The organism is Streptomyces tyrfis, assembly GCF_037034285.1.
Classification (GTDB): Bacteria; Actinomycetota; Actinomycetes; order Streptomycetales; family Streptomycetaceae; genus Streptomyces.
Window position 1 is genome coordinate 51,608 of the sequence record NZ_JBAGJZ010000021.1, and the last position, 21,920, is coordinate 73,527.

At 71.2% G+C, this 21,920-nt stretch carries 19 protein-coding genes; 10 read left to right on the top strand and 9 right to left on the bottom strand.

Annotated features, from left to right (window positions below):
• Positions 1–614: 614 nt before the first annotated feature.
• The 5 genes from acs (at position 615) to WA762_RS17920 (ending at position 6,530) form a co-directional block, all read left to right on the top strand.
• Entirely contained in the window at positions 615–2,594 is a 1,980-nt protein-coding gene (gene acs, locus WA762_RS17900) for an acetate--CoA ligase (RefSeq protein ID WP_335936789.1), read from the top strand.
• A gap of 547 nt (positions 2,595–3,141) precedes the next feature.
• Positions 3,142–4,545 carry a Na+/H+ antiporter NhaA gene (gene nhaA, locus WA762_RS17905; protein ID WP_335936791.1) on the top strand — a complete coding sequence of 468 codons (1,404 nt, stop codon included), beginning with the start codon at positions 3,142–3,144 and terminating at the stop codon, positions 4,543–4,545.
• Between the two features lie 47 nt (positions 4,546–4,592).
• Positions 4,593–5,129 (top strand): phage holin family protein, encoded by a 537-nt coding sequence (locus WA762_RS17910; protein WP_335936792.1) that lies wholly within the window; start codon positions 4,593–4,595, stop codon positions 5,127–5,129.
• Positions 5,126–6,217, top strand: coding sequence for an alpha/beta fold hydrolase (locus WA762_RS17915; protein ID WP_335936793.1), 1,092 nt, complete (start codon positions 5,126–5,128; stop codon positions 6,215–6,217). The genes WA762_RS17910 and WA762_RS17915 overlap by 4 nt, the downstream gene beginning before the upstream one ends.
• 106 nt (positions 6,218–6,323) lie before the next feature.
• Entirely contained in the window at positions 6,324–6,530 is a 207-nt protein-coding gene (locus WA762_RS17920; RefSeq protein WP_335936795.1) for a hypothetical protein, read from the top strand.
• 147 nt (positions 6,531–6,677) lie between these two features.
• Here the strand turns inward: WA762_RS17920 and WA762_RS17925 are convergent, their stop codons facing one another.
• The 3 genes from WA762_RS17925 to nth all read right to left on the bottom strand — a co-directional run bounded on the left by WA762_RS17925 (position 6,678) and on the right by nth (position 10,105).
• Positions 6,678–7,883 (bottom strand): MarP family serine protease, encoded by a 1,206-nt coding sequence (locus WA762_RS17925; protein WP_335936796.1) that lies wholly within the window; start codon positions 7,881–7,883, stop codon positions 6,678–6,680.
• A gap of 89 nt (positions 7,884–7,972) precedes the next feature.
• Complete coding sequence (locus WA762_RS17930) at positions 7,973–8,836, bottom strand: NUDIX hydrolase (protein ID WP_443080622.1); 864 nt, start codon at positions 8,834–8,836, stop codon at positions 7,973–7,975.
• Positions 8,837–9,058: 222 nt separating this feature from the next.
• Positions 9,059–10,105, bottom strand: coding sequence for an endonuclease III (gene nth, locus WA762_RS17935; protein WP_443080620.1), 1,047 nt, complete (start codon positions 10,103–10,105; stop codon positions 9,059–9,061).
• A gap of 253 nt (positions 10,106–10,358) precedes the next feature.
• Between nth and WA762_RS17940 the strand changes: the two genes are divergently transcribed.
• Entirely contained in the window at positions 10,359–11,033 is a 675-nt protein-coding gene (locus WA762_RS17940) for a Crp/Fnr family transcriptional regulator (RefSeq protein ID WP_335936800.1), read from the top strand.
• Positions 11,034–11,304: 271 nt separating this feature from the next.
• On the opposite strand, the gene WA762_RS17945 is transcribed toward WA762_RS17940, so the two are convergent.
• From WA762_RS17945 to WA762_RS17960, 4 genes are all read right to left on the bottom strand, one after another.
• Positions 11,305–12,135 (bottom strand): MBL fold metallo-hydrolase, encoded by an 831-nt coding sequence (locus WA762_RS17945; RefSeq protein ID WP_335936802.1) that lies wholly within the window; start codon positions 12,133–12,135, stop codon positions 11,305–11,307.
• Positions 12,132–13,040, bottom strand: coding sequence for an NUDIX hydrolase (locus tag WA762_RS17950; protein ID WP_335936804.1), 909 nt, complete (start codon positions 13,038–13,040; stop codon positions 12,132–12,134). Before WA762_RS17950 ends, WA762_RS17945 begins: the two co-directional genes overlap by 4 nt.
• 431 nt (positions 13,041–13,471) lie before the next feature.
• Positions 13,472–13,942 carry a RidA family protein gene (locus tag WA762_RS17955; RefSeq protein WP_335936805.1) on the bottom strand — a complete coding sequence of 157 codons (471 nt, stop codon included), beginning with the start codon at positions 13,940–13,942 and terminating at the stop codon, positions 13,472–13,474.
• Complete coding sequence (locus WA762_RS17960) at positions 13,942–14,100, bottom strand: DUF4177 domain-containing protein (protein WP_003967454.1); 159 nt, start codon at positions 14,098–14,100, stop codon at positions 13,942–13,944. Before WA762_RS17960 ends, WA762_RS17955 begins: the two co-directional genes overlap by 1 nt.
• Before the next feature lie 83 nt (positions 14,101–14,183).
• Here WA762_RS17960 and bagA point away from each other — a divergent pair, with 83 nt between their 5' ends.
• A complete protein-coding gene (gene bagA, locus WA762_RS17965; RefSeq protein ID WP_335936812.1) occupies positions 14,184–15,194 on the top strand; it encodes an ATPase BagA in 1,011 nt (336 codons plus the stop codon).
• Positions 15,191–16,858 (top strand): ATPase BagB, encoded by a 1,668-nt coding sequence (gene bagB, locus WA762_RS17970; protein ID WP_335936813.1) that lies wholly within the window; start codon positions 15,191–15,193, stop codon positions 16,856–16,858. The genes bagA and bagB overlap by 4 nt, the downstream gene beginning before the upstream one ends.
• 150 nt (positions 16,859–17,008) lie before the next feature.
• Here bagB and WA762_RS17975 read toward each other — a convergent pair whose 3' ends face one another.
• A complete protein-coding gene (locus tag WA762_RS17975; protein ID WP_335936885.1) occupies positions 17,009–17,362 on the bottom strand; it encodes a WhiB family transcriptional regulator in 354 nt (117 codons plus the stop codon).
• Between the two features lie 387 nt (positions 17,363–17,749).
• On the opposite strand from WA762_RS17975, the gene WA762_RS17980 reads away from it, so the two are divergent.
• Positions 17,750–20,029, top strand: a complete 2,280-nt coding sequence (locus WA762_RS17980) for a transglycosylase domain-containing protein (RefSeq protein ID WP_335936814.1) — start codon at positions 17,750–17,752, stop codon at positions 20,027–20,029.
• A gap of 324 nt (positions 20,030–20,353) precedes the next feature.
• On the opposite strand, the gene WA762_RS17985 is transcribed toward WA762_RS17980, so the two are convergent.
• A complete protein-coding gene (locus WA762_RS17985; RefSeq protein WP_335936815.1) occupies positions 20,354–20,818 on the bottom strand; it encodes a GatB/YqeY domain-containing protein in 465 nt (154 codons plus the stop codon).
• A 105-nt stretch (positions 20,819–20,923) separates the two neighbouring features.
• Here WA762_RS17985 and WA762_RS17990 point away from each other — a divergent pair, with 105 nt between their 5' ends.
• On the top strand, positions 20,924–21,862 hold the full coding sequence (locus tag WA762_RS17990) for a metallophosphoesterase (RefSeq protein WP_335936816.1): 939 nt from the start codon (positions 20,924–20,926) through the stop codon (positions 21,860–21,862).
• Positions 21,863–21,920 lie beyond the last annotated feature (58 nt).

Here is a 21,920-nt window from a genome sequence, read left to right on the forward strand (position 1 = left end):
GCACCCGGGCTCGGACCCGCCTGGGTGCCACCGGAGGCATGCGTCTTCGGGGCGTCCGGGCGCGCGGAGGCCCCGGCCCGGGCGCCGGACCGCCGGGGTCCAGCGGTCCGCGGGCATTTCCGGGCCACGGGCCGAGGGTGGGTGCTCGCGGCCGAGGAGGCTCCCGCGCGCCGAACGCTCATGGCCGAGAACGTCACGGTCCGAACGCTCACGGTCGGAACGCTCACGGGCAGAACCGCGCACGGCCGGACGGCTGAGGCGGTCGAAGACGCTCGCCGACCGGAGGCAAGCGAGCGAGTCCAGAAACGAACGAGTCCAGAAAGAAGCGAGCATTGAACCAGATGCGCCTCCGGCCCGTAGGAAGTTCCGTGAGACCTCATAGACCTCGTGGCCCCGCCTCTTCGCACCCCGCCTGCGCAGCAGCACCCACAGCGCTTCACGGCGCACCGCGTCGTGTCCCTGCACGCCACACCGCACGGCGCCGCGCAGCATGGGAAGGCGGGGCCACGTCCCCATACACCGAAACACAGGTCTAAACCAATTCTCGGCAGACCCTTGTCACCTGGCCCCCTGGCCTGATGAGCTATGCGCGGGACACAACGGACACCCTGGGAATGGGAGATGTCGTGAGCAATGACAGCCTGGCCAATCTGCTTCGTGAGGAGCGCCGGTTCGCGCCGCCTGCCGATCTGGCCGCGAACGCCAACGTCACAGCGGAGGCGTACGAGCAGGCCGAGGCTGACCGGCTGGGCTTCTGGGCCGAGCAGGCCCGCCGTCTGACCTGGGCCACGGAGCCGACCGAGACGCTCGACTGGAGCAACCCGCCGTTCGCGAAGTGGTTCGCGGACGGCAAGCTCAACGTCGCGTACAACTGCGTGGACCGGCATGTGGAGGCCGGCCACGGCGACCGGGTCGCCATCCACTTCGAGGGCGAGCCCGGCGACAGCCGCGCCATCACGTACGCCGACCTCAAGGACGAGGTCTCCCGCGCCGCGAACGCGCTCACCAAGCTCGGCGTCCGCAAGGGCGACCGCGTCGCCGTCTACCTCCCGATGATCCCCGAGGCCGCCATCGCGATGCTGGCCTGCGCCCGCATCGGCGCCGCGCACTCGGTCGTGTTCGGCGGGTTCTCCGCCGACGCCATCGCCGCCCGGATCCAGGACGCGGACGCCAAGGTCGTCATCACCGCCGACGGCGGCTACCGGCGCGGCAAGCCGTCCGCGCTCAAGCCGGCCGTGGACGAGGCGGTCTCCCGGATCGACGGCGTCGAGCACGTGCTCGTGGTCCGGCGCACCGGCCAGGACACCGCATGGACCGAGGGCCGTGACATCTGGTGGCACGAGATCACCGGCCGGCAGCCCGCCGAGCACACCCCCGAGGCGTTCGAGGCGGAGCAGCCGCTCTTCATCCTCTACACCTCCGGCACCACCGGTAAGCCGAAGGGCATCCTGCACACCTCCGGCGGCTACCTCACCCAGGCCGCGTACACCCACCACGCGGTGTTCGACCTCAAGCCGGAGACGGACGTCTTCTGGTGCACCGCGGACATCGGCTGGGTGACCGGCCACTCGTACATCGTCTACGGTCCGCTGGCCAACGGCGCGACGCAGGTCATGTACGAGGGCACTCCCGACACCCCGCACCAGGGCCGTTTCTGGGAGATCGTGCAGAAGTACGGCGTCACGATCCTGTACACCGCGCCGACCGCGATCCGTACGTTCATGAAGTGGGGAGACGACATCCCCGCCAAGTTCGACCTGAGCAGCCTGCGGGTCCTCGGTTCGGTCGGTGAGCCGATCAACCCCGAGGCATGGATCTGGTACCGCAAGCACATCGGCGCCGACAGGTGCCCCATCGTGGACACCTGGTGGCAGACGGAGACGGGCGCGATGATGATCGCGCCGCTGCCGGGCGTCACGGAGACCAAGCCGGGCAGCGCCCAGCGCGCTCTTCCCGGCATCTGCGCCACGGTCGTCGACGACGAGGCCAACGAGGTGCCCGACGGCGGAGGCGGCTACCTCGTCATCACCGAGCCGTGGCCGTCGATGCTCCGTACCGTCTGGGGCGACGACCAGCGCTTCATCGACACCTACTGGTCGCGCTTCGAGGGCAAGTACTTCGCCGGCGACGGCGCCAAGAAGGACGAGGACGGCGACATCTGGCTGCTCGGCCGGGTCGACGACGTGATGCTCGTGTCCGGGCACAACATCTCGACCACCGAGGTCGAGTCGGCGCTCGTCTCCCACCCGTCGGTCGCCGAGGCCGCCGTGGTCGGCGCCGCCGACGAGACGACCGGCCAGGCCATCGTCGCCTTCGTCATACTGCGTGGTTCGGCCACCCCCTCCGACGAGCTGGTCGCGGAACTCCGCAACCACGTCGGCGCCACGCTGGGCCCGATCGCCAAGCCGAAGCGGATCCTGCCGGTCGCCGAGCTGCCGAAGACCCGCTCCGGCAAGATCATGCGACGGCTGCTGCGGGACGTCGCCGAGAACCGCGAGCTGGGCGATGTGACGACGCTCACGGACTCCTCGGTCATGGATCTCATCCAGAACCAGCTGCCGCCGTCCTCCGGCTCCGGTTCCTCCGAGGACTGAGCACGGCGCACGCTTCCGGGACCGGACGCGGCCCGCTCGCCCCGGGACCCGAAGCGGCCCGCATCTCCGGGGACCGGGCGCGGCCCGCTTCCAGGACCTCCGGGCGCGCCCTTCCGCCGAAGCGTCGGAGCGTCCCGGCACCGCGCCTGTGAGGCGGCGCCGGGGCGAGCGGGGCGCCGCATCGACAGAGCTCGGAACAGCACCCGCGGAGCTCGGCACCGGCGAGGCACCACACGGCAGCGCACGGCAGTCCAAGGCAGCGCAGTGCAACCTGCCCCGGGCCGTCGCAGCGGTGCCTCCCAGGCCGCCGGCGGTGGCGCACGCGACCGTCGCGGAGGGTACGTCCCCGAGGGGCATCCGGTAACGCATCCGGGTGCCCCTCGGAAATTCAAGGTGAAGATCACCAGCCACGACCCGGCACATCCCGGGTACAGTGGCAGGCGCGTCAACAGCACAACAAAAAATCTCCACCGGGTGCGCCGGGAAGTCTGGTCGGCAAGTGCATCAGCCATGCCCTCGCTGCCGTACCGACCCGGAGGTCCCCCTCGTGGCCGCGCCCACCCCCACGCCTTCCCCTCGCCGTGCCTTTCTCGGGCGGCTCTCGCTCCCCGAGCGCAATTTCCTCGCGGACGCCCTGCGTACCGAGACCGTCGGCGGAATGATCCTGCTGGTCGCGGCCGTGGCGGCGCTGATATGGGCGAACGCCTTCGGTTCCAGTTACGCGACCGTCAGCGACTTCCACCTCGGCCCCGCCTCGCTGGGCCTCAACCTCTCCGTCGAGCACTGGGCCGCCGACGGACTGCTCGCGATCTTCTTCTTCGTCGCGGGCGTCGAACTCAAGCGGGAACTGGTCGCGGGCGAACTTCGCGACCCCAAGGCGGCCGCTCTCCCAGTCATCGCCGCGCTCTGCGGCATGGCGGTGCCGGCCGCCGTCTACACGGCCGTGGCCCTGACCGGCGGGGGCTCCACCAGCGGCTGGGCCGTCCCCACCGCCACAGACATCGCCTTCGCGCTCGCCGTCCTCGCGGTCATCGGCACCTCGCTGCCGAACGCCCTGCGCGCCTTCCTGCTGACGCTCGCCGTCGTCGACGACCTCTTCGCGATCCTGATCATCGCCGTCTTCTTCACCGAGAGGATCAACTACGCGGCGCTGATCGGCGCTGTCGTCGGCCTCGTGCTGTTCTACGTGCTGCTGCGCGCCAAGGTGCGCGGCTGGTACGTCTACGTACCGCTCGCCGTGGTCATCTGGGCCCTGATGTACAACAGCGGCATCCACGCCACGATCGCCGGAGTCGCCATGGGCCTGATGCTCCGCTGCACCAGGCACGAGGGCGAGGCGCGATCCCCCGGCGAACACATCGAGCACCTGATACGTCCCCTCTCCGCCGGTGTCGCGGTGCCGCTGTTCGCCCTCTTCTCCGCCGGTGTGTCGCTCTCCGGCGGCGCGCTGGCGAACGTCTTCACCCGGCCCGAGACGCTCGGCGTCGTCCTGGGGCTCGTCGTCGGCAAGACCCTCGGCATCTTCGGGGGCACCTGGCTGGCCACCCGCTTCACCAGGGCGGAACTGAACAAGGAACTGGCCTGGGCGGACATCTTCGCGGTCGCGTCCCTCGCCGGCATCGGCTTCACCGTCTCGCTGCTCATCGACGAGCTGGCCTTCGCCGGCGACGAGAGCACGATCAACGAGGTCAAGGCCGCCGTGCTGCTCGGCTCCCTGACCGCCGCCGTGGTCGCCACGGCTCTGCTGAAACTCAGGGTGCGCAAGTACCGGATGCTGCACGAGGCCGAAGAGCTCGACGAGGACATGGACGGCGTGCCCGACGTCTACGAGCAGGACGACCCGGCGTACCACCTGCGGATGGCCGCGATCTACGAAAAGAAGGCGGCCGAACACCGACGCCTTGCCCAACTGGCGGGGGCAGCGAGCACCAAGCCGGACAGTCCGGCATGATCGGACACCAGATGTATTGAGCTGGAGAGCAGAAGAGGGAGTCAGGGATGAGCGACCCCGGCAACATCGCGGGTAACGCCGACCGCAGTCTCGGACAGCTGGTCGCGGTGGCGACGGCCGAGATGTCCGCACTGGTGCACGACGAGATCGCCCTGGCCAAGGCCGAAGTACGGCAGGACGTCAAGCGCGGCGTCACCGGCAGCGTGGTGATCATCATCGCGGGCGTGCTGTTCCTGTTCGCGATCCCGGTGCTGAGCTTCGCGGCGGCGTACGGGATCCACTATCTGGGGCTGGGGCTGGCCTGGTCGTTCCTGGTCACCGGCGTCGGCTTCATGCTCCTGGCCGCGCTGCTCGCGCTGTTCGCCGTGGCCAAGCTCAAAAAGGTGAAGCCGCCGGAGAAGTCCATCGCCTCGGCCAAGCAGACGGCGGCGGTGCTGCAGGGCGTCAAGCCGCACCCGCGTGCCGCCGACGCGTCGACGACGGGCCGGGCCGGGGCCGAGATCAGCAGCACCCGGGCGGACAGGGCGCTGGAAGCCGCTCCGGAGCAGGACGAGGCGTCCGCTGTGGCACGCTCGTCCGCATGATGGTCCCCGATTCCAGCGCATCCGACCCGGTAGGCCCGAAAAGCCGGGCAGGCCAGGACGGCCGCTCCGGTCAGCCCGATAGGCCCGGTCAGGACGGTAGGCCCGGTCAGGACAGCCGGTCCGGCGCGTCCGACGCGTCCGGCGCGTCCGGCGCGTCCGGCCAGCCAGGCGTCGGGGGGCCCGTGCGTCTCGACGGGCCGTGGACTCACCGGGACGTGGCGGCCAACGGCGCCCGCTTCCACATCGCCGAGCTCGGTGAGGGGCCCCTCGTCCTGCTGCTGCACGGCTTCCCGCAGTTCTGGTGGACCTGGCGCCACCAACTCACCGCGCTGGCCGACGCCGGATACCGCGCCGTGGCGATGGATCTGCGGGGCGTGGGCGGCAGCGACCGGACGCCCCGGGGGTACGACCCCGCCAACCTGGCGCTCGACGTCACCGGCGTGATCCGCTCGCTCGGCGAACCGGACGCGGCGCTCGTCGGGCACGACATGGGCGGCTATCTCGCGTGGACGGCGGCCGTGATGCGGCCGAAGCTGGTGCGCCGTCTCGTGGTCTCCTCGATGCCGCATCCGCGCCGCTGGCGTTCCTCGATGCTCTCCGACTTCGCGCAGACCCGCGCCGGCTCCTACGTGTGGGGCTTCCAGCGCCCCTGGGTGCCGGAGCGTCAGCTCGTCGCGGACGACGCGGCGTTGGTGGGCCGGCTGATCCGCGACTGGGCCGGTCCCCGCACCTCGGACTTCCCCGACGACGCGACGCTCGACGTCTACCGGCGCGCCATGTGCATCCCGTCGACCGCGCACTGCTCGATCGAGCCGTACCGCTGGATGGTGCGTTCCCTGGCCCGTCCGGACGGGATCCAGTTCAACCGGCGGATGAGGCTGCCGGTGCGCGTCCCCACGCTGCATCTGCACGGTTCACTCGATCCGGCGATCCGCACGAGGAGCGCCGCCGGGTCCGGCGAGTACGTCGAAGCGCCGTACCGTTGGCGACTTTTCGACGGTCTGGGGCACTTCCCGCACGAGGAGGACCCCGACGGGTTCTCCGCCGAACTCATCAACTGGCTCAAGGACACCGAGCCCGACCGGTAACCGCGCGCGCACGGTTGTGCGACGAACAGCCAATTGCCCGACGCATAGGCCGATTGGCTGACGGATGGGCGGTTACCGACCATGGGGCACGGGCAGACGTCGAGGTATGGGCTGGACGCACGACTTCGGTGACGCGGCACACGACCATCGCTCGACCGCCATGGCGGATCCGGGCCATCACGAGGGGGGCAGCGGCCCCCGCGGCAGGGTGCACGGCACGCGTGTCGCGCGCGATCCCCGCCTCGGCATCCCGCGCATTCTGCGCCGCCGGGCCCGCTGGGTCTCGGCGCGGCTCCGTCACCCTCGCGGCTGACGCCTGCCCCGGTCCGCCGGAACGCTCACGCCCAGAAGGGCCTGGCCGGTTGTCCTGCCCGGATGTCCGGGCAGGATGTCCGGGCAGGACCGCGTCGGCGCGTCCGTTCGTTCCTCCGTACCGGATGCCGCGCGGGCCGGCGGGTCCTCAGAGAGCGCACCCCTGGCTGTCGACCTGCTGGTTGGCGGAACGGCCGTGTGCGATGTCCTGGCGGATCTCGTCGGCGGTCAGCGCGTAACCGGTGTCGGGGTCGTCGAGCGACTTCGCGAACACGACGCCGTACACCTTGCCGTCGGGCGTCAGCAGCGGTCCTCCCGAGTTGCCCTGGCGGACCGTCGTGTAGAGCGAGTACACGTCGCGGCGGACGGTGCCCCGGCGGTAGATGTCCGGGCCGTTGGCGTCGATGCGGCCCCGGACGCGGGCGGCCCGTACGTCGTACGAGCCGTTCTCCGGGAAGCCCGCGACGATGGCCCCGTCCCCCGTCCGGGCGTCGTGGTCGGTGTCGGTGAACTCGAGGGGCTTCGCGTCCAGGCCCGGTACGTCGAGCACGGCGATGTCGCGCTGCCAGTCGTAGAGGACGACCTTCGCGTCGTACAGCCGGCCCTGGCCGCCGATCTGCACGGTCGGCTCGTCGACGCCGCCGACGACGTGGGCGTTGGTCATCACCCGGCGGTCGGCGAACACGAATCCGGTGCCTTCGAGGACCTTCCCGCAGCTCGGGGCGGTGCCGACGACCTTGACGATGGACTGCTTGGCGCGGACCGCGACGGGGCTGTCGCTCAGCGTCGGGTCCGGCGGCCGCACCTCCGTGATCGGCTCGTTGTCGAAGGGGCTGAAGACCTGCGGGAAGCCGTTCTGGGCGAGCACCGAGGAGAAGTCCGTGAACCAGGTGGACGCCTGCGCGGGCATCACCCGCGAGATGCCGAGCAGCACCGATGAGCTGCGGACCTCCCGGCCCAGCGTCGGCAGCGTGGTGCCGGCCAGCGCCGAGCCGATGAGCCAGGCGACCAGCAGCATCGCGACCACGTTGACCAGCGCGCCCCCGGTGGCGTCGAGGGCGCGCGCCGGCGACCACGTGATGTACCGGCGGAGCCGGTTCCCGAGATGCGTGGTGAGCGCCTGTCCCACCGAGGCGCACACGATGACGATGACGACCGCGACGACCGCCGCCGTCGACGAGACCTCGGAACCGTCCGTCATCTGGTCCCACAGGACCGGCAGCAGATAGACGGCGACGAGGCCGCCCCCCAGGAAGCCGGTCACCGACAGGATGCCGACGACGAACCCCTGTCGATATCCGATGACGGCGAACCACACGGCGCCGGCCAGCAGCAGGATGTCCAGCACGTTCACCGTCTACAGCCTCACAGATTCGTCACCGGGCCCGTCCTTCTTCGGCTGGTTCCGGGCGGGGCCGGACAGCGCAGCACGGAGTCAGCCTGTCATGCGTGCCAGTCGAGCTGCACCTGCTTGGCCGTGTCCCACGGGCGTTCCCAGCCCGCGAAATGGAGGATCCGGTCGATCACTCCGGCGGTGAACCCCCAGACGAGGACGGATTCGACCAGGAACGCCGGGCCCTGGTGTCCTCTGGGATGGATCACCGTCGCGCGGTTGGCGGGGTCAGTGAGATCCGCCACGGGAACGGTGAAGACCCGGGCCGTCTCACCCGGATCGACGACCCCGACCGGGCTCGGCGACCGCCACCAGCCGAGGACCGGCGTCACCACGAAGCCGCTCACCGGGATGTAGAGCCGCGGCAGCACACCGAAGAGCTGGACCCCGCGCGGGTCGAGACCGGTCTCCTCCTGCGCCTCCCGCAGCGCGGCCCGGAGCGGCCCGGTCGTCGCCGGGTCACCGTCCTCCGGGTCCAGGGAGCCGCCGGGGAAGGACGGCTGTCCGGCGTGGGACCGCAGACTCCCGGCTCTCTCCATGAGGAGCAGTTCGGGACCGCGCTCGCCCTCGCCGAACAGCACGAGAACGGCGGACTGCCGCCCGGCGCCGTTCTCCGGCGGCAGAAATCGGCTGAGCTGCCCCGGCTCGACCGTACGCGCGGCGCCGACCACCGGGGAGAGCCAGTCGGGCAGGCCCTCCGTCGTCACGGCGAGGGCGTCCGCCCCGTGGGCGCCGCCGCCTCCGTACGCGCCGCCGCCTCCGTGGACACCACTTCCCCCGTACGGGGCCCGGGCGCCGCCACCGGGCTCGCCGTGGGCCTGCGGGCCGGAGGGCGTACTCGGGCCGGAGGGCGTACTCGCTGCCTGTGGGCCGGAGGGCCTGTCGGCGGCCTGCGGGCCGGGCTCGTACGACATCCGCCGGTCGTGCGAGGGCCGCCGGGCCGGCTCGGGCGAAGTCCGGTCGGGTCCGCTCCGGTCGTGTGCGGTCGTCTCGCGCGCGTGGCGCGTGGTCGGCCCGTGGCCGGTCCGTTCCTCCGGGCTCTGCTGGTCAGCGCTCTGTTCTCGCGTCTTCATGGGCACCCCTCGTCTCACAACGCCTGACGTCCCGCATTTCGTTCCGGAGCGAACCCGGATACGTCAGCCGCCCCCGGGGCCGGGCGCGGGCTTGCCGGGATAGTCCGCCGGCGGACGCAGCCGCTGCCCGGGCTGGCCGCCCATCTCGTACTTCAGCAGCTTCCTGGCCTTCTCCGGGTCGGTCTCGCCCTCCCCGTACGCGGGACAGAGCGGGGCGATCGGGCAGGCGCCGCAGGCGGGCTTGCGGGCATGGCAGATGCGCCGGCCGTGGAAGATGACGCGGTGCGAGAGCATCGTCCACTCGCTCTTCGGGAAGATCGCGCCGATCTCGGCCTCGACCTTCTCCGGGTCCTCCTGCTCCGTCCACTTCCAGCGGCGGACCAGGCGGCCGAAGTGCGTGTCCACGGTGATGCCCGGCACGCCGAACGCGTTCCCGAGGACGACATTGGCGGTCTTCCGGCCGACCCCCGGCAGCGTGACGAGGTCGGACAGCCGCCCCGGCACCTCGCCGCCGAAGTTGTCCCGGATCGCCGCGGAGAGCCCTACGAGCGACTTGGCCTTGGCCCGGAAGAAGCCCGTCGGCCGGACGATCTCCTCCAGTTCCTCCGGGACCGCCGCGGCCATGTCCTCGGGGGTGGGGTAGGCGGCGAAGACCGCTGGGGTGGTCTGGTTGACCCTCAGGTCGGTGGTCTGGGCGGAGAGGACCGTTGCGACGAGGAGCTCGAACGGGTTCCGGAAGTCCAGCTCGGGGTGGGCATAGGGATAGAGGTCGGCGAGCTCGCGGTTGATCCTGCGGGCGCGACGGACCATCGCCAGATGCGTTTCCGGCTTCGCGCCCGCGCGTGCGCCGGTCTTCACGCCCGCCGATGCGCCCTTGCCCGCACTCTTGCCCGCGCTCTTCGTGGTCGCCGCAGCCCTCTTCCCGGCGGCCGTCGCGGCGGTCCTCGTGGGTGCCGCGGCGGTCTTCGCGGTTGTCTTCGCGGTTGTCGCGCTCTTCGACTCGATCACCCCTTTCGCGCCTTTCGCCACCTTTGCACCGGCGCTCCGGAGCTGGGTGGCCGCAGGGCGTTTCGTCACCTTTTTCGAGCGACTCGCACCCTGTTCGCCCACAGCGGAATCACGGCCTTCCGACACCCCATCAGCCCCCTTGGCCTGCGCTCTCACCGGCGATTTGGACACCCGGCCAGCCTAGAGCCACACGTCGACATCCGCCCCAGTCACGGCGTACACACCCCCGATCGGCCCCCTGCCGCACTGTTCGGCACGTCCGTGCGTCAAACTGGTTTGTGATTGATCGCACTGTTTTACCGTCCGGCATGATGGGGACCACGGTTCCCTGAACAGGCCGACAAGGAGAGAACTCGTGGACGACGTTCTGCGGCGCGCCCCGCTTTTCGCGGCGCTCGATGACGAGCAGGCCGCGGAGCTCCGCGCCTCGATGAGTGAGGTGACCCTCGCACGCGGCGACGCGCTCTTCCACGAGGGCGACCAGGGCGACCGCCTCTACGTGGTCACCGAGGGCAAGGTGAAGCTCCACCGCACCTCCCCCGACGGGCGAGAGAACATGCTGGCCGTCCTCGGCCCCGGAGAGCTCATCGGTGAGCTCTCCCTCTTCGACCCGGGCCCGCGCACCGCGACCGCGACCGCGCTGACCGAGGTCAAGCTCCTCGGCCTCGGACACGGCGACCTCCAGCCCTGGCTGAACGCCCGCCCGGAGGTGGCGTCGGCCCTGCTGCGCGCCGTCGCCCGCCGCCTCCGCAAGACCAACGACCAGATGTCCGACCTGGTCTTCTCGGATGTGCCCGGCCGTGTCGCCCGCGCCCTCCTCGACCTCTCGCGCCGCTTCGGCGTCCAGTCGGAGGAAGGCATCCACGTCGTCCACGACCTGACGCAGGAGGAGCTGGCCCAGCTGGTCGGCGCCTCCCGTGAGACGGTCAACAAGGCCCTCGCGGACTTCGCGGGACGCGGCTGGCTGCGCCTGGAGGCGCGCGCCGTGATCCTGCTGGACGTGGAACGCCTGGCGAAGCGCTCCCGCTAGGGGGCGTCTGACACATACCTGCGGCGCACTCATTTATCAGACACCCCCTAGGCCCTGCCCGGCCGGGGCGCCCTCGGCGGGGGTCGCCCGGCCGGTCGTTCGACGCCGATCCCGCACGGGTCCGGGCTCACGCACGGGTCCGGGCTCACGCACGCGTCCGGCGCGCCGGGCCGACGAGGCCCACCGGGTCCGGGCCGACCAGGCCCACCGTTGTGAGCCCACCGGGCTCACCGAGCCCACCGGCTCGCCGGGGCCCACCCAGCCCCGGCCCCTACAGCAGGCCGTGCTCGCTCAGGTATGCCAGTTGTGCCCGCACGGAGAGCTCCGCCGCGGGCCACAGCGACCTGTCCACGTCCGCGTAGACGTGCGCCACCACCTCGGACGGCGTCCGGAGCCCGGCCTCGACCGCCGTCTCCACCTGGGCCAGCCGGTGCGCACGGTGCGCGAGGTAGAAGTCGACCGCGCCCTGCGCGTCCTCCAGCACCGGGCCGTGTCCCGGCAGCACCGTCTGCACGCCGTCGTCGACGGTCAGCGAGCGCAGTCTGCGCAGCGAGTCGAGGTAGTCGCCGAGCCGCCCGTCAGGGTGCGCGACGACGGTGGTGCCGCGTCCGAGGACCGTGTCCCCGGTGAGCACCGCCCGGTCGGCCGGCAGGTGGAAGGAGAGCGAGTCCGCCGTGTGCCCGGGCGTCGGCACGACCCGCAGCTCCAGTCCCCCGGTGGTGATCACATCGCCCGCCGTCAGCCCCTCGCCGCCGAGGCGGAGCGCCGGATCGAGAGCGCGTACCTCGGTACGGGTCAGTTCCGCGAAGCGCGCCGCGCCCTCCGCGTGGTCGGGGTGCCCATGGGTGAGCAGGGTGAGCGCGATGCGGCGGCCGGACCGTTCCGCGGCGGCGATGACCGCCCGCAGATGCGCGTCGTCCTCCGGTCCCGGGTCGACGACGACCGCGAGGTCCGAGTCGGGCTCCGCGAGGATCCAGGTGTTGGTGCCGTCCAGCGTCATGGGCGACGGGTTCGGGGCGAGGACGTTGACGGCCCGGGCGGTCGCGGGCCCGGAGAGGACCCCGCCCCGGGGCTGCCCGGGAAGTGCGGCGGCGTCGGTCATGCGGTCTCGCCTCCCGTGCCGGGCCCGGTGACCGGAGCACTCGGGATGTGCTTGGTGAACTCGTCGTGTCCCGGCCAGCTGAGCACCAGCTCGTCGCCCTCCAGCCCGGCCTTCGCGAGGACGGGCGCGAGATCCTGGGAGTCCGCGGCCTTCAGCGCCTCGGCCGCCGTGCCGTACGGCCTGAGCGAGCGCAGGGTGGAGACGGTCGGCGGCATCATCAGCAGATCGCCCCGGTCGTATCCGTCGGCAGCCTCGCCGGGACGAATCCACACCGTGCGGTCGGCCTCCGTGGAGACATCGCGGGTGCGCTGCCCCTCGGGGAGCGCGGCGACGAAGAACCATGTGTCGTAGCGGCGCGGCTCGAACTCGGGGGTGATCCAGCGCGCCCACGCGCCCAGCAGATCGGAGCGCAGCACCAGCCCCCGCCGGTCCAGGAACTCCGCGAAGGAGAGTTCGCGGGCGACCAGCGCCGCCCGGTCGGCCTCCCAGTCGTCGCCGGTGGTGTCGCCGACCACGGTGTCGGCGGCGGGACCGGCGAGAAGTACGCCCGCCTCCTCGTACGTCTCACGGACCGCCGCGCACAGGACGGCCTGGGCCTCGGCCGGAGTCCCGACGCCGAGCCGCTCGGCCCAGCTCTCCAGCGCGGGCCCGGCCCAGCCCACCAGCCGGTCGTCGTCGCGCGGGTCGACGCCGCCGCCCGGGTACGCGTACGCGCCGCCGGCGAAGGCCATGGAGGTCCGGCGGCGCAGCATGTGGACGGCGGGCCCGTCCTCGAAGCCCGCGACGGGATCCCGCAGCAGCATCACGGTCGCGGCCCGCCGAGGCGTCGCGGGCGTCAGTTCACCTGCGGCGAGGGCCCGGATCCGGTCGGGCCATTCCGGTGGGTACCACTGACCATTGGACATGGCCGGAGGCTATCCGGAACCGCGCCGATGTTCGAGAGGTCCGGTGACGGCCACCACTCCCCCGACGCACGGCCGGACGCAGGCCCCGGACGCACGGCCAGGGCCAGGACCAAGACCAGGACCGCCGCAGGACGGACGCTCCGTACCCGCACCACCGAACGGGTCCACACCGGCGCACGCCCCCGGGCACACGCCCGCGCACGCCACCCCCACACGCGGATCGGGCCGGATCCGCGCCCCGGCCCCAGGCCAGTGCGCCCCGATCCGACCCGACCCGAAGCAGAAGCCGACCCGAGGCAGAAGCCGAAGCCGACCCGAAGCCGATCCGCGCCCAGCCGGATCGGCCCCGATCCCCCGCCTCGGACCGCCGGCCCCGAACCTCGGCCCTCCGGCGGCCCTCCAGCAGCCCTACGGCGGCTCTACGGCGGCTCTCAGCCCTCGGTCAGCTCGACCTGGACCTCGACCTCCACCGGCGCGTCCAGCGGCAGCACCGCGACGCCCACCGCGCTCCGCGCGTGCACGCCCTTGTCGCCGAGGACCTCGCCCAGCAGTTCGCTGGCCCCGTTGATCACCGCGGGCTGCCCGGTGAAGTCGGACGCCGAGGCGACGAAGCCCACGACCTTCACCACCCGGGCGATCCGGTCCAGGTCGCCGGCGACGGACTTCACGGCGGCCAGGGCGTTGAGCGCACAGGTCCTCGCCAGCTCCTTGGCCTCGTCCGGCGTGACCTCCGCGCCTACCTTGCCGGTCACCGCGAGCTTTCCGTCCATCATCGGCAGCTGGCCGGACGTGTACACGTACGCCCCGGACCGCACGGCCGGCTGGTACGAGGCCAGCGGCGGCACGACGTCCGGCAGGGTCAGCCCGAGCTCGGCCAGCTTCGACTCGACGACGCCCGCCACTACGCCTTCTCCCGCTTCAGGTAGGCCACGAGCTGCTCGGGGTTGTTCGGGCCGGGAACGACCTGGACCAGCTCCCAGCCGTCCTCGCCCCAGGTGTCCAGAATCTGCTTGGTCGCGTGCACGAGAAGGGGCACGGTCGCGTATTCCCACTTGGTCATGCGCCCGACTGTAATGCCTGTGTAATCCCGGGCACGCGCAGCCTCGTGCGTAGCCTGCGGCCCGACTGGTTAGGCTCGAATACGTGAGCAGGTTCCAGGTCGTCAGCGGCAAGGGTGGTACCGGTAAGACCACGGTCGCCGCCGCCCTCGCGCTCGCCCTCGCGGACGGGGGCAGGCGCACCCTCCTCGTCGAGGTCGAGGGCAGGCAGGGCATCGCCCAGCTCTTCGAGACGGAATCGCTTCCGTACGAGGAGCGCAAGATCGCCGTCGCCCCGGGCGGCGGCGAGGTCTACGCCCTGGCGATCGACGCGGAGCGGGCCCTGCTCGACTACCTCCAGATGTTCTACAAGCTCGGCAGCGCCGGCCGGGCGCTCAAGAAGCTCGGCGCGATCGACTTCGCCACCACCATCGCGCCCGGCGTACGCGACGTGCTGCTGACCGGCAAGGCGTGCGAGGCCGTGCGCCGCAAGGACAAGCAGAACCGGTACGTCTACGACTACGTGGTCATGGACGCCCCGCCCACCGGCCGCGTCACCCGCTTCCTCAACGTGAACGACGAGGTGGCCGGACTGGCCCGGATCGGCCCCATACACAACCAGGCGCAGGCCGTGATGCGGGTGCTCAAGTCCCCCGAGACCGCGGTCCACCTGGTGACCCTGCTGGAGGAGATGCCGGTCCAGGAGACCGCGGACGGCATCGCCGAGCTGCACGCCGCCGAACTTCCGGTCGGGCGGGTCATCGTGAACATGGTGCGCCCGCACCTGCTGGACGAGGAGGCGCTGCGCACCGCCGCGCGCGGCCGCCGCAAGGAGATCGCCAAGGCGCTGACCCGCGCCGGCGTACACGGTTCCGCCGCCCTCGTACGGCCCCTGGTCGAGCAGGCCGCCGAGCACGCCCAGCGGGTGGAACTGGAGCGCGAGCAGCGCGCGGTGCTCGCGGGCCTGGGGCTTCCGGGATACGAACTCCCGCTGATCGGCGAGGGGATGGATCCGGCGGGCCTCTACGACCTGGCGGCCGAACTCCGCAAGCAGGGCGTGGGGGACGAGACGGCCGAGGGGCCGGGACAGAGAACCGGACACGGGGCGGGCGCATGACACAGGGCACAGACGCGGAGACGGCCGCCGGGAGCACCGGCCCCGCGCAGATCATCGACGTCGGCCCCGACTCCGCGCCCGTGCCCGCGCCCGTGCTGGACGCCGACGCGCTGCTCGACGACCCCGGCATCCGCATCATCGTGTGCTGCGGTTCGGGCGGCGTCGGCAAGACCACCACCGCCGCGGCCCTGGGCGTACGGGCGGCGGAGCACGGCCGCAAGGCCGTCGTGCTCACCATCGACCCCGCCCGCAGGCTCGCCCAGTCCATGGGCATCGACTCGCTGGACAACGTCCCCCGCCGGGTCCCGGGCATCGAGGGCGACGGAGTCGGCGAACTGCACGCCATGATGCTCGACATGAAGCGGACCTTCGACGAGATCGTGGAGGCCCACGCGGATCCCGAACGGGCCCGCGCCATTCTGGAGAACCCCTTCTACCAGTCCCTGTCGGCCGGTTTCGCGGGCACGCAGGAGTACATGGCGATGGAGAAGCTCGGTCAGCTTCGCGCCCGCGACGAGTGGGACCTGATCATCGTCGACACCCCGCCGTCGCGCTCCGCGCTGGACTTCCTGGACGCGCCGAAGCGGCTCGGATCGTTCCTGGACGGGAAGTTCATCAAACTGCTGATGGCCCCGGCGAAGGTGGGCGGCCGGGCCGGGATGAAGTTCCTCAACGTCGGCATGTCGATGATGACCGGCACGCTGGGCAAGCTGCTCGGCGGGCAGTTCCTGCGCGACGTGCAGACCTTCGTCGCGGCGATGGACACCATGTTCGGCGGCTTCCGCACCCGCGCCGACGCGACGTTCCGGCTGCTGCAGGCTCCCGGTACGGCGTTCCTCGTCGTCGCGACACCGGAACGGGACGCGCTGCGCGAGGCCGCGTACTTCGTGGAACGGCTCGCCGCGGAGGACATGCCGCTGGCCGGTCTGGTGCTCAACCGCGTCCACGGCAGCGAAGCGGCCCGGCTCTCCGCCGAGCACGCCCTGGCCGCCGCGGAAAATCTCGACGCGTTCGGCATTGTGGATCAGGAGGAAGGGAAGGCTGCACTGCGTGACCCGGCCGACGGGCCGGTCGCCGCTCCCGAAGCCACCCCCACGGCCGCCCCCGAGGCCGACCCCGAGGCCGACCCCGAGACATCCGCCGACGCGACGACCGCGGCGACGACCGACCCCGCCGTCACCGCGGCCACAACCGCAGCCGCCCCCGCCGAGCCCGAAGAGCACCAGAAATCCACAACGCCCGCAGAACCCGGCGAAGCGCACACGGAACACGAAGCACACCCGAGACGTGAGGAACACACGAAGCACAAGGCCCACGAGCAACGCGCGGAAGACGAGCAACGCACGGAAGACGCAGACCACTCGGGCCCCCAGCAGCACAAGGGGCCCCAGGGCCGACACGCGTCCCCGACCCCGACCGTGAACCACCTGACGGCGGCGTCCCCGACCGTGGACCAGCTGACGGCGGCCCTGCTGCGACTGCACGGGGAGCGCATGCAGGTGGTCGCACGTGAGCGGCGCACCCGCGACAGCTTCACCGCGCTGCACCCCGAGGTCCCCGTGACCGAAGTGGCCGCGCTCCCCGGTGACGTGCATGATCTCGCGGGCCTCCGGTCCATCGGTGACCGCCTCGCGTCCGGGCCGCTCGACGGCGGAGCCGCGTGACCTCCGGGCCCGGCGGCGGAGCCTCATGGCCGCCTGGCCCGACGGCAAGACCGCGTAGCCGCCCGGACACGGTCCGCTCCGTCGGCCGACCGGGGCGGGGCACCCCGGACGTCCGCCCGCTGATGGACCCGCGTCACCGTCCGTGCCCGCTCATCCCACGGCGGCGTACCTCGCGTGCAGCTCGTCGTCGTCCAGTCCGATCGCCACGGGCAGAATGCCGCCCGTGGACTGCTCGTACTCGCTGCGCGCGGTCTCCAGCAGCCGGCGCCAGGACGTGACGGTCGGCCGCCTGCGCAGCAACGCGCGGCGCTCACGTTCCGTCATTCCGCCCCACACACCGAATTCGACGCGGTTGTCCAGCGCGTCGGCCAGGCACTCGGTCCGCACCGGGCATCCGGTGCACACCGCCTTGGCCCTGTTCTGCGCTGCTCCTTGTACGAACAGTTCATCCGGATCAGTAGTGCGGCAGGCTGCCTGCGCACTCCAGTCGGTTACCCAGCCCATCACGGCGCCGTCCTCTCCCGAATCGAGGCTCCCCCACGGCGGTAGCGGCATATTCACCGCTGCCAGTTGAGGACGTTACGGAAGGTGGCGACAGCACAACACCCCCTTCGGGCCCAATCTTGAATGGCCCGAACGGACTATGCGTATGCGGCAGATCACCCAGGGGAGTGAGGTGAAGACATACCTGAACATCCCCGAAGAATCAGGGCAGTTCCCCCGAATCACAACGGACTTTCAATGACACACAAGGCGATTTCGGGAGCGCCCTGACTCTTGGCCGGATCCCGCACGGGGGATTGATACGGAACCGGGCTGCCGTGACAGTTGAGTGCAGCTTAGGCCAAGGCATATACCTGTGTCCGGCGAATGAGAACGTAGGCTGCCCCCATGCCAAAAAAGCGCTCGGGCGGGGGTCTCTCGACGACCCAGCAGGCCGCCAAGTTTCTCGGTGTCGCCGCACTTTCCGGAGTCGTGCTCGCCGGCATCGCGCTGCCGGCCGCCGGAGCACTGGGGCTCGCCACCAAGGGAACGGTCGAGGGATTCGACGAGATCCCGGCCAACCTCCAGACTCCGCCGCTGAGCCAGCGCACCACCATCCTGGACAGCAAGGGCGGACTCATCGCCTCCGTCTATTCGCGCGACCGCACGGTGGTCGACCTGAAGGACATCTCGCCGTACATGCAGCAGGCGATCGTGGCGATCGAGGACGCCCGCTTCTACGAGCACGGCGCGATCGACCTGAAGGGCATCCTGCGCGCGCTGAACCGCAACGTGCAGTCCGGCGGGACCGCGGAGGGCGCCTCGACCCTCACCCAGCAGTACGTGAAGAACGTGTTCGTCGAGGAGGCGGGCGACGACCCCGACAAGGTCGCGCAGGCCACCCAGCAGACCCTGGGCCGCAAGATCCAGGAGCTGAAGTACGCGATCCAGCTGGAGGAGAAACTCGGCAAGAAGCGGATCCTGACGAACTACCTGAACATCACCTTCTTCGGGCAGCAGGCGTACGGCGTCGAGGCCGCCTCCCAACGCTACTTCTCCAAGCCGGCGAAGAACCTGACGCTGGAGGAGGCCGCGCTGCTGGCCGGTCTCGTGCAGTCGCCGAGCCGTTACAACCCGGTCAACGCCCCGGAGGGGGCGACCAAGCGCCGCAACACGGTGCTCCAGCGAATGGCCGATGTCGGTGACATCACCCAGGCCGAGGCCGACAAGGCGAAGGCCAAGCCCATCAAGCTGAAGATCAAGAAGCCGAAGAACGGCTGCATCACGGCCGTCAACGGGGCCGGCTTCTTCTGCGACTACGTGCGCAACGTCTTCCTGACCGACCCGGCCTTCGGCAAGACCAAGGAGGACCGGGCCAAGATCTGGAACCAGGGCGGTCTCACGATCCGCACGACGCTGGACCCCCAGTCCCAGCAGTCGGTGCAGAACTCGGTCAAGAGCCACGTCTACCAGACGGACAAGGTCGCGACGGCCGTCACGCTGGTCCAGCCGGGCACGGGCAAGATCATGGGGATGGGCCAGTCCAGGCCGTACGGCTTCGGTCCCAACGAGACCCAGTACAACTACTCGGTCAACAAGGACATGGGCGGCTCGAACTTCGGCTTCCCGACCGGTTCGACGTTCAAGCCCTTCGTGGCCGCCGCCGCCATCGCCCAGGGCCGGCCCGCCACCCAGGTCTACTCCTCGCCGTACGAGATGCCCTACCCCACGGTGCAGACGTGCGACAAGCCGTATGTGAACGTCAGCGGCGAGCGGGTGCCGAACGAGAACAAGTCGGAGGTCGGCCCCTACGGGCTGAAGGAGGCGATGGCGAAGTCCGTCAACACCTACTTCATCCAGATGGTGGAGGACATCGGTCTCTGCCCGGTCACCCAGCTGACCGACAAGCTCGGCGTGGTGCAGGGCAACGGCGACAAGCTCCCGCAGAGCCCCGCCATCGCCCTCGGCTCCAAGGGGCTCTCGCCGCTGACCATGGCCAGCGCCTACGCCGCCTTCGCCAACCGCGGCACGTTCTGCACGCCGATCGCCATCGAGTCGGCGAAGACGGCCGACGGCAAGTCCCTCCAGGTGCCGAAGACCCGCTGCAGTCAGGCCATGGCCCCGAACGTCGCGGACACCGTCAACTCCCTGCTGCGCGGCGTGATCGACTCCGGTACCGGTCAGCAGGCCGGACTCCAGAGCCGCGACAGCGCGGGCAAGACCGGTACGACCGACTACCGCATGAACGCCTGGTTCGTCGGCTACACACCGAACATGTCCGGCGCGGTCTGGGTCGGCAGCCCGTCCCAGGACGTCGAGATGGTGAACATCACCATCGGCGGCGTGTACCAGGCCAAGGTCTACGGCGGACAGGTCCCCGGGCCGATCTGGCGCGACGCGATGACGGGCGCCCTCAGCGGCCTTCCCGCCCCCTCCTTCAACACCGTCGACATCCCGGACCCGGCGAAGGGCGGCGACGGCGGCCAGGGCGGGAACCAGCCGGACCCCGGGGACGGCAAGCACGACCAGAAGCCGGACGACGGGTCGGGCGACAAGTCGGGCGACAAGCCCGGGAGAAACCACGGCGGCGGCAACCCGTTCGCCGGCGTCACCATCCCGCCGGACCTGCTCGGCGGGAACAACGGAGACCACCGCGGCCAGTCCAACGGCGAGACGCAGGGCCCCTGAGCCCATCGCCCGCCCGGCGCCCCGTACGAGGGGCGCGACGCACGACGGAGGCGGGGCTCCCGGACCAGAGGATCACGGTCCGGGAGCCCCGCCTCCGTGCTGAGCCGGTCGTCCATACGCCGAGCGGCCCGTCGGCCTCCCGAAACCGTTCCGAGGCGGATCGCCGCCCAGTCCGATCCCGGCGCGGTCCGCGTCACCGCGTGCGGCCGGCTTCACCCCGACGGCTTCGTACGAACGGCTGACGGCTCGGCTCTGCTTTGTTCGGCTCGGCTCGGCTCGGCTCCGGACGTGGCGTACGCCGTGCGGCCGCGGGGCGCGGACGCCTCAGCCGGCCAGGAGCTTCTTCACCGCGGCGGCGACCCGGCCGCCGTCCGCCCGCCCCGCGACCTTGGGAGACACGATCTTCATGACGGCGCCCATGGCGCGCGGCCCCTCGGCCCCGGCGGCCTTCGCCTCCTCGACGCCGGACGCCACGATCGCGGCCAGCTCGTCGTCGCTCAGCTGCTTCGGCAGGTAGGCGTCGAGGATCTCACCCTCCGCCTTCTCGCGCTCGGCCTGGTCGGCCCGGCCGCCCTTGGCGAACGCCTCGGCCGCCTCGCGGCGCTTCTTCGCCTCCTTGGCGATCAGCTTCTGCACCTCGTCGTCGGAGAGCTCGCGCGCCGACTCTCCGCTGACCTCCTCCTTCGCGATGGCGGTGAGGGTCAGCCGGAGCGTCGACGAGGTCAGCTCGTCACGCGCCTTGATGGCCGTGGTGAGGTCTTCCTTGAGCTTGGACTTGAGCGTGGTCATGTGTTGATTGTGGCAGGCACGCGCCCTCCCGCGCCCGCCGGTTTCCGCCCGGGCCCGCCTCCGCCGGTGTGCCCCGGGGCGTGCGGCGTCTGCGACGATGGAGGTATGCGCGCACGCTACGGAGTCCCCCTGAAAATCACGGCAGTCGGCGCGGCGATCGGCGCGGCCGGTCTCGCCTACGCCGCCGGATTCGAGGCCCGCTCGTTCCGTCTGCGGCGGGTCGCCGTCCCCGTACTCCCCGCCGGGGCACGCCCGTTGCGCGTACTCCAGGTGTCCGACATCCACATGGTGAGCGGCCAGCGCAAGAAGCGCGCCTGGCTCCAGTCGCTCGCGGGCCTGCGCCCCGACTTCGTCGTGAACACCGGCGACAACCTCTCCGACCCGGAAGCCGTGCCCGAGCTGCTCGACGCCCTCGGCCCGCTGATGGAGCTCCCGGGCGTGTACGTCTTCGGCTCCAACGACTACTACGGTCCCCGCCTGCGCAACCCCGCCCGCTACCTGTTCGAGAAGGCCCAGGGCAAGCACGGCCTCAACGGGAACGCACCCGCGGTCGGCGTGGTCCACAACCCGTGGGAGCCGATGCGCGACGCCTTCGACGAGGCGGGCTGGCTCGGCCTGTCCAACACCCGTGGCCGCCTCAAGATCGACGGCCTGGACATCGCCTTCACCGGCCTCGACGACCCGCACATCAAGCGCGACCGCTACGCGGAGGTGTCGGGCGGTCCCGAGACGGGCGCCGACCTCTCCATCGGCGTGGTCCACGCCCCCTACCTGCGCTCCCTGGACGCCTTCACCCAGGACGGCTACCCGCTGATCCTGGCCGGCCACACCCACGGCGGCCAGCTCTGCGTCCCCTTCTACGGCGCCCTGGTCACCAACTGCGACCTCGACACCGACCGGGTCAAGGGCCTCTCCACCCACTCCCTCGGCGGCCATCGTGCCTACCTCCACGTCTCCGCGGGCTGCGGCACCAACCGCTACACCCCGGTCCGCTTCGCCTGCCCCCCGGAGGCGACCCTCCTGACCCTGACGCCTCGCGACTGACCCCGCCGCCCCACGCGTCGGCCCACCGCACCGGCCTCGCGCCGCCCGGTTCGCGTGC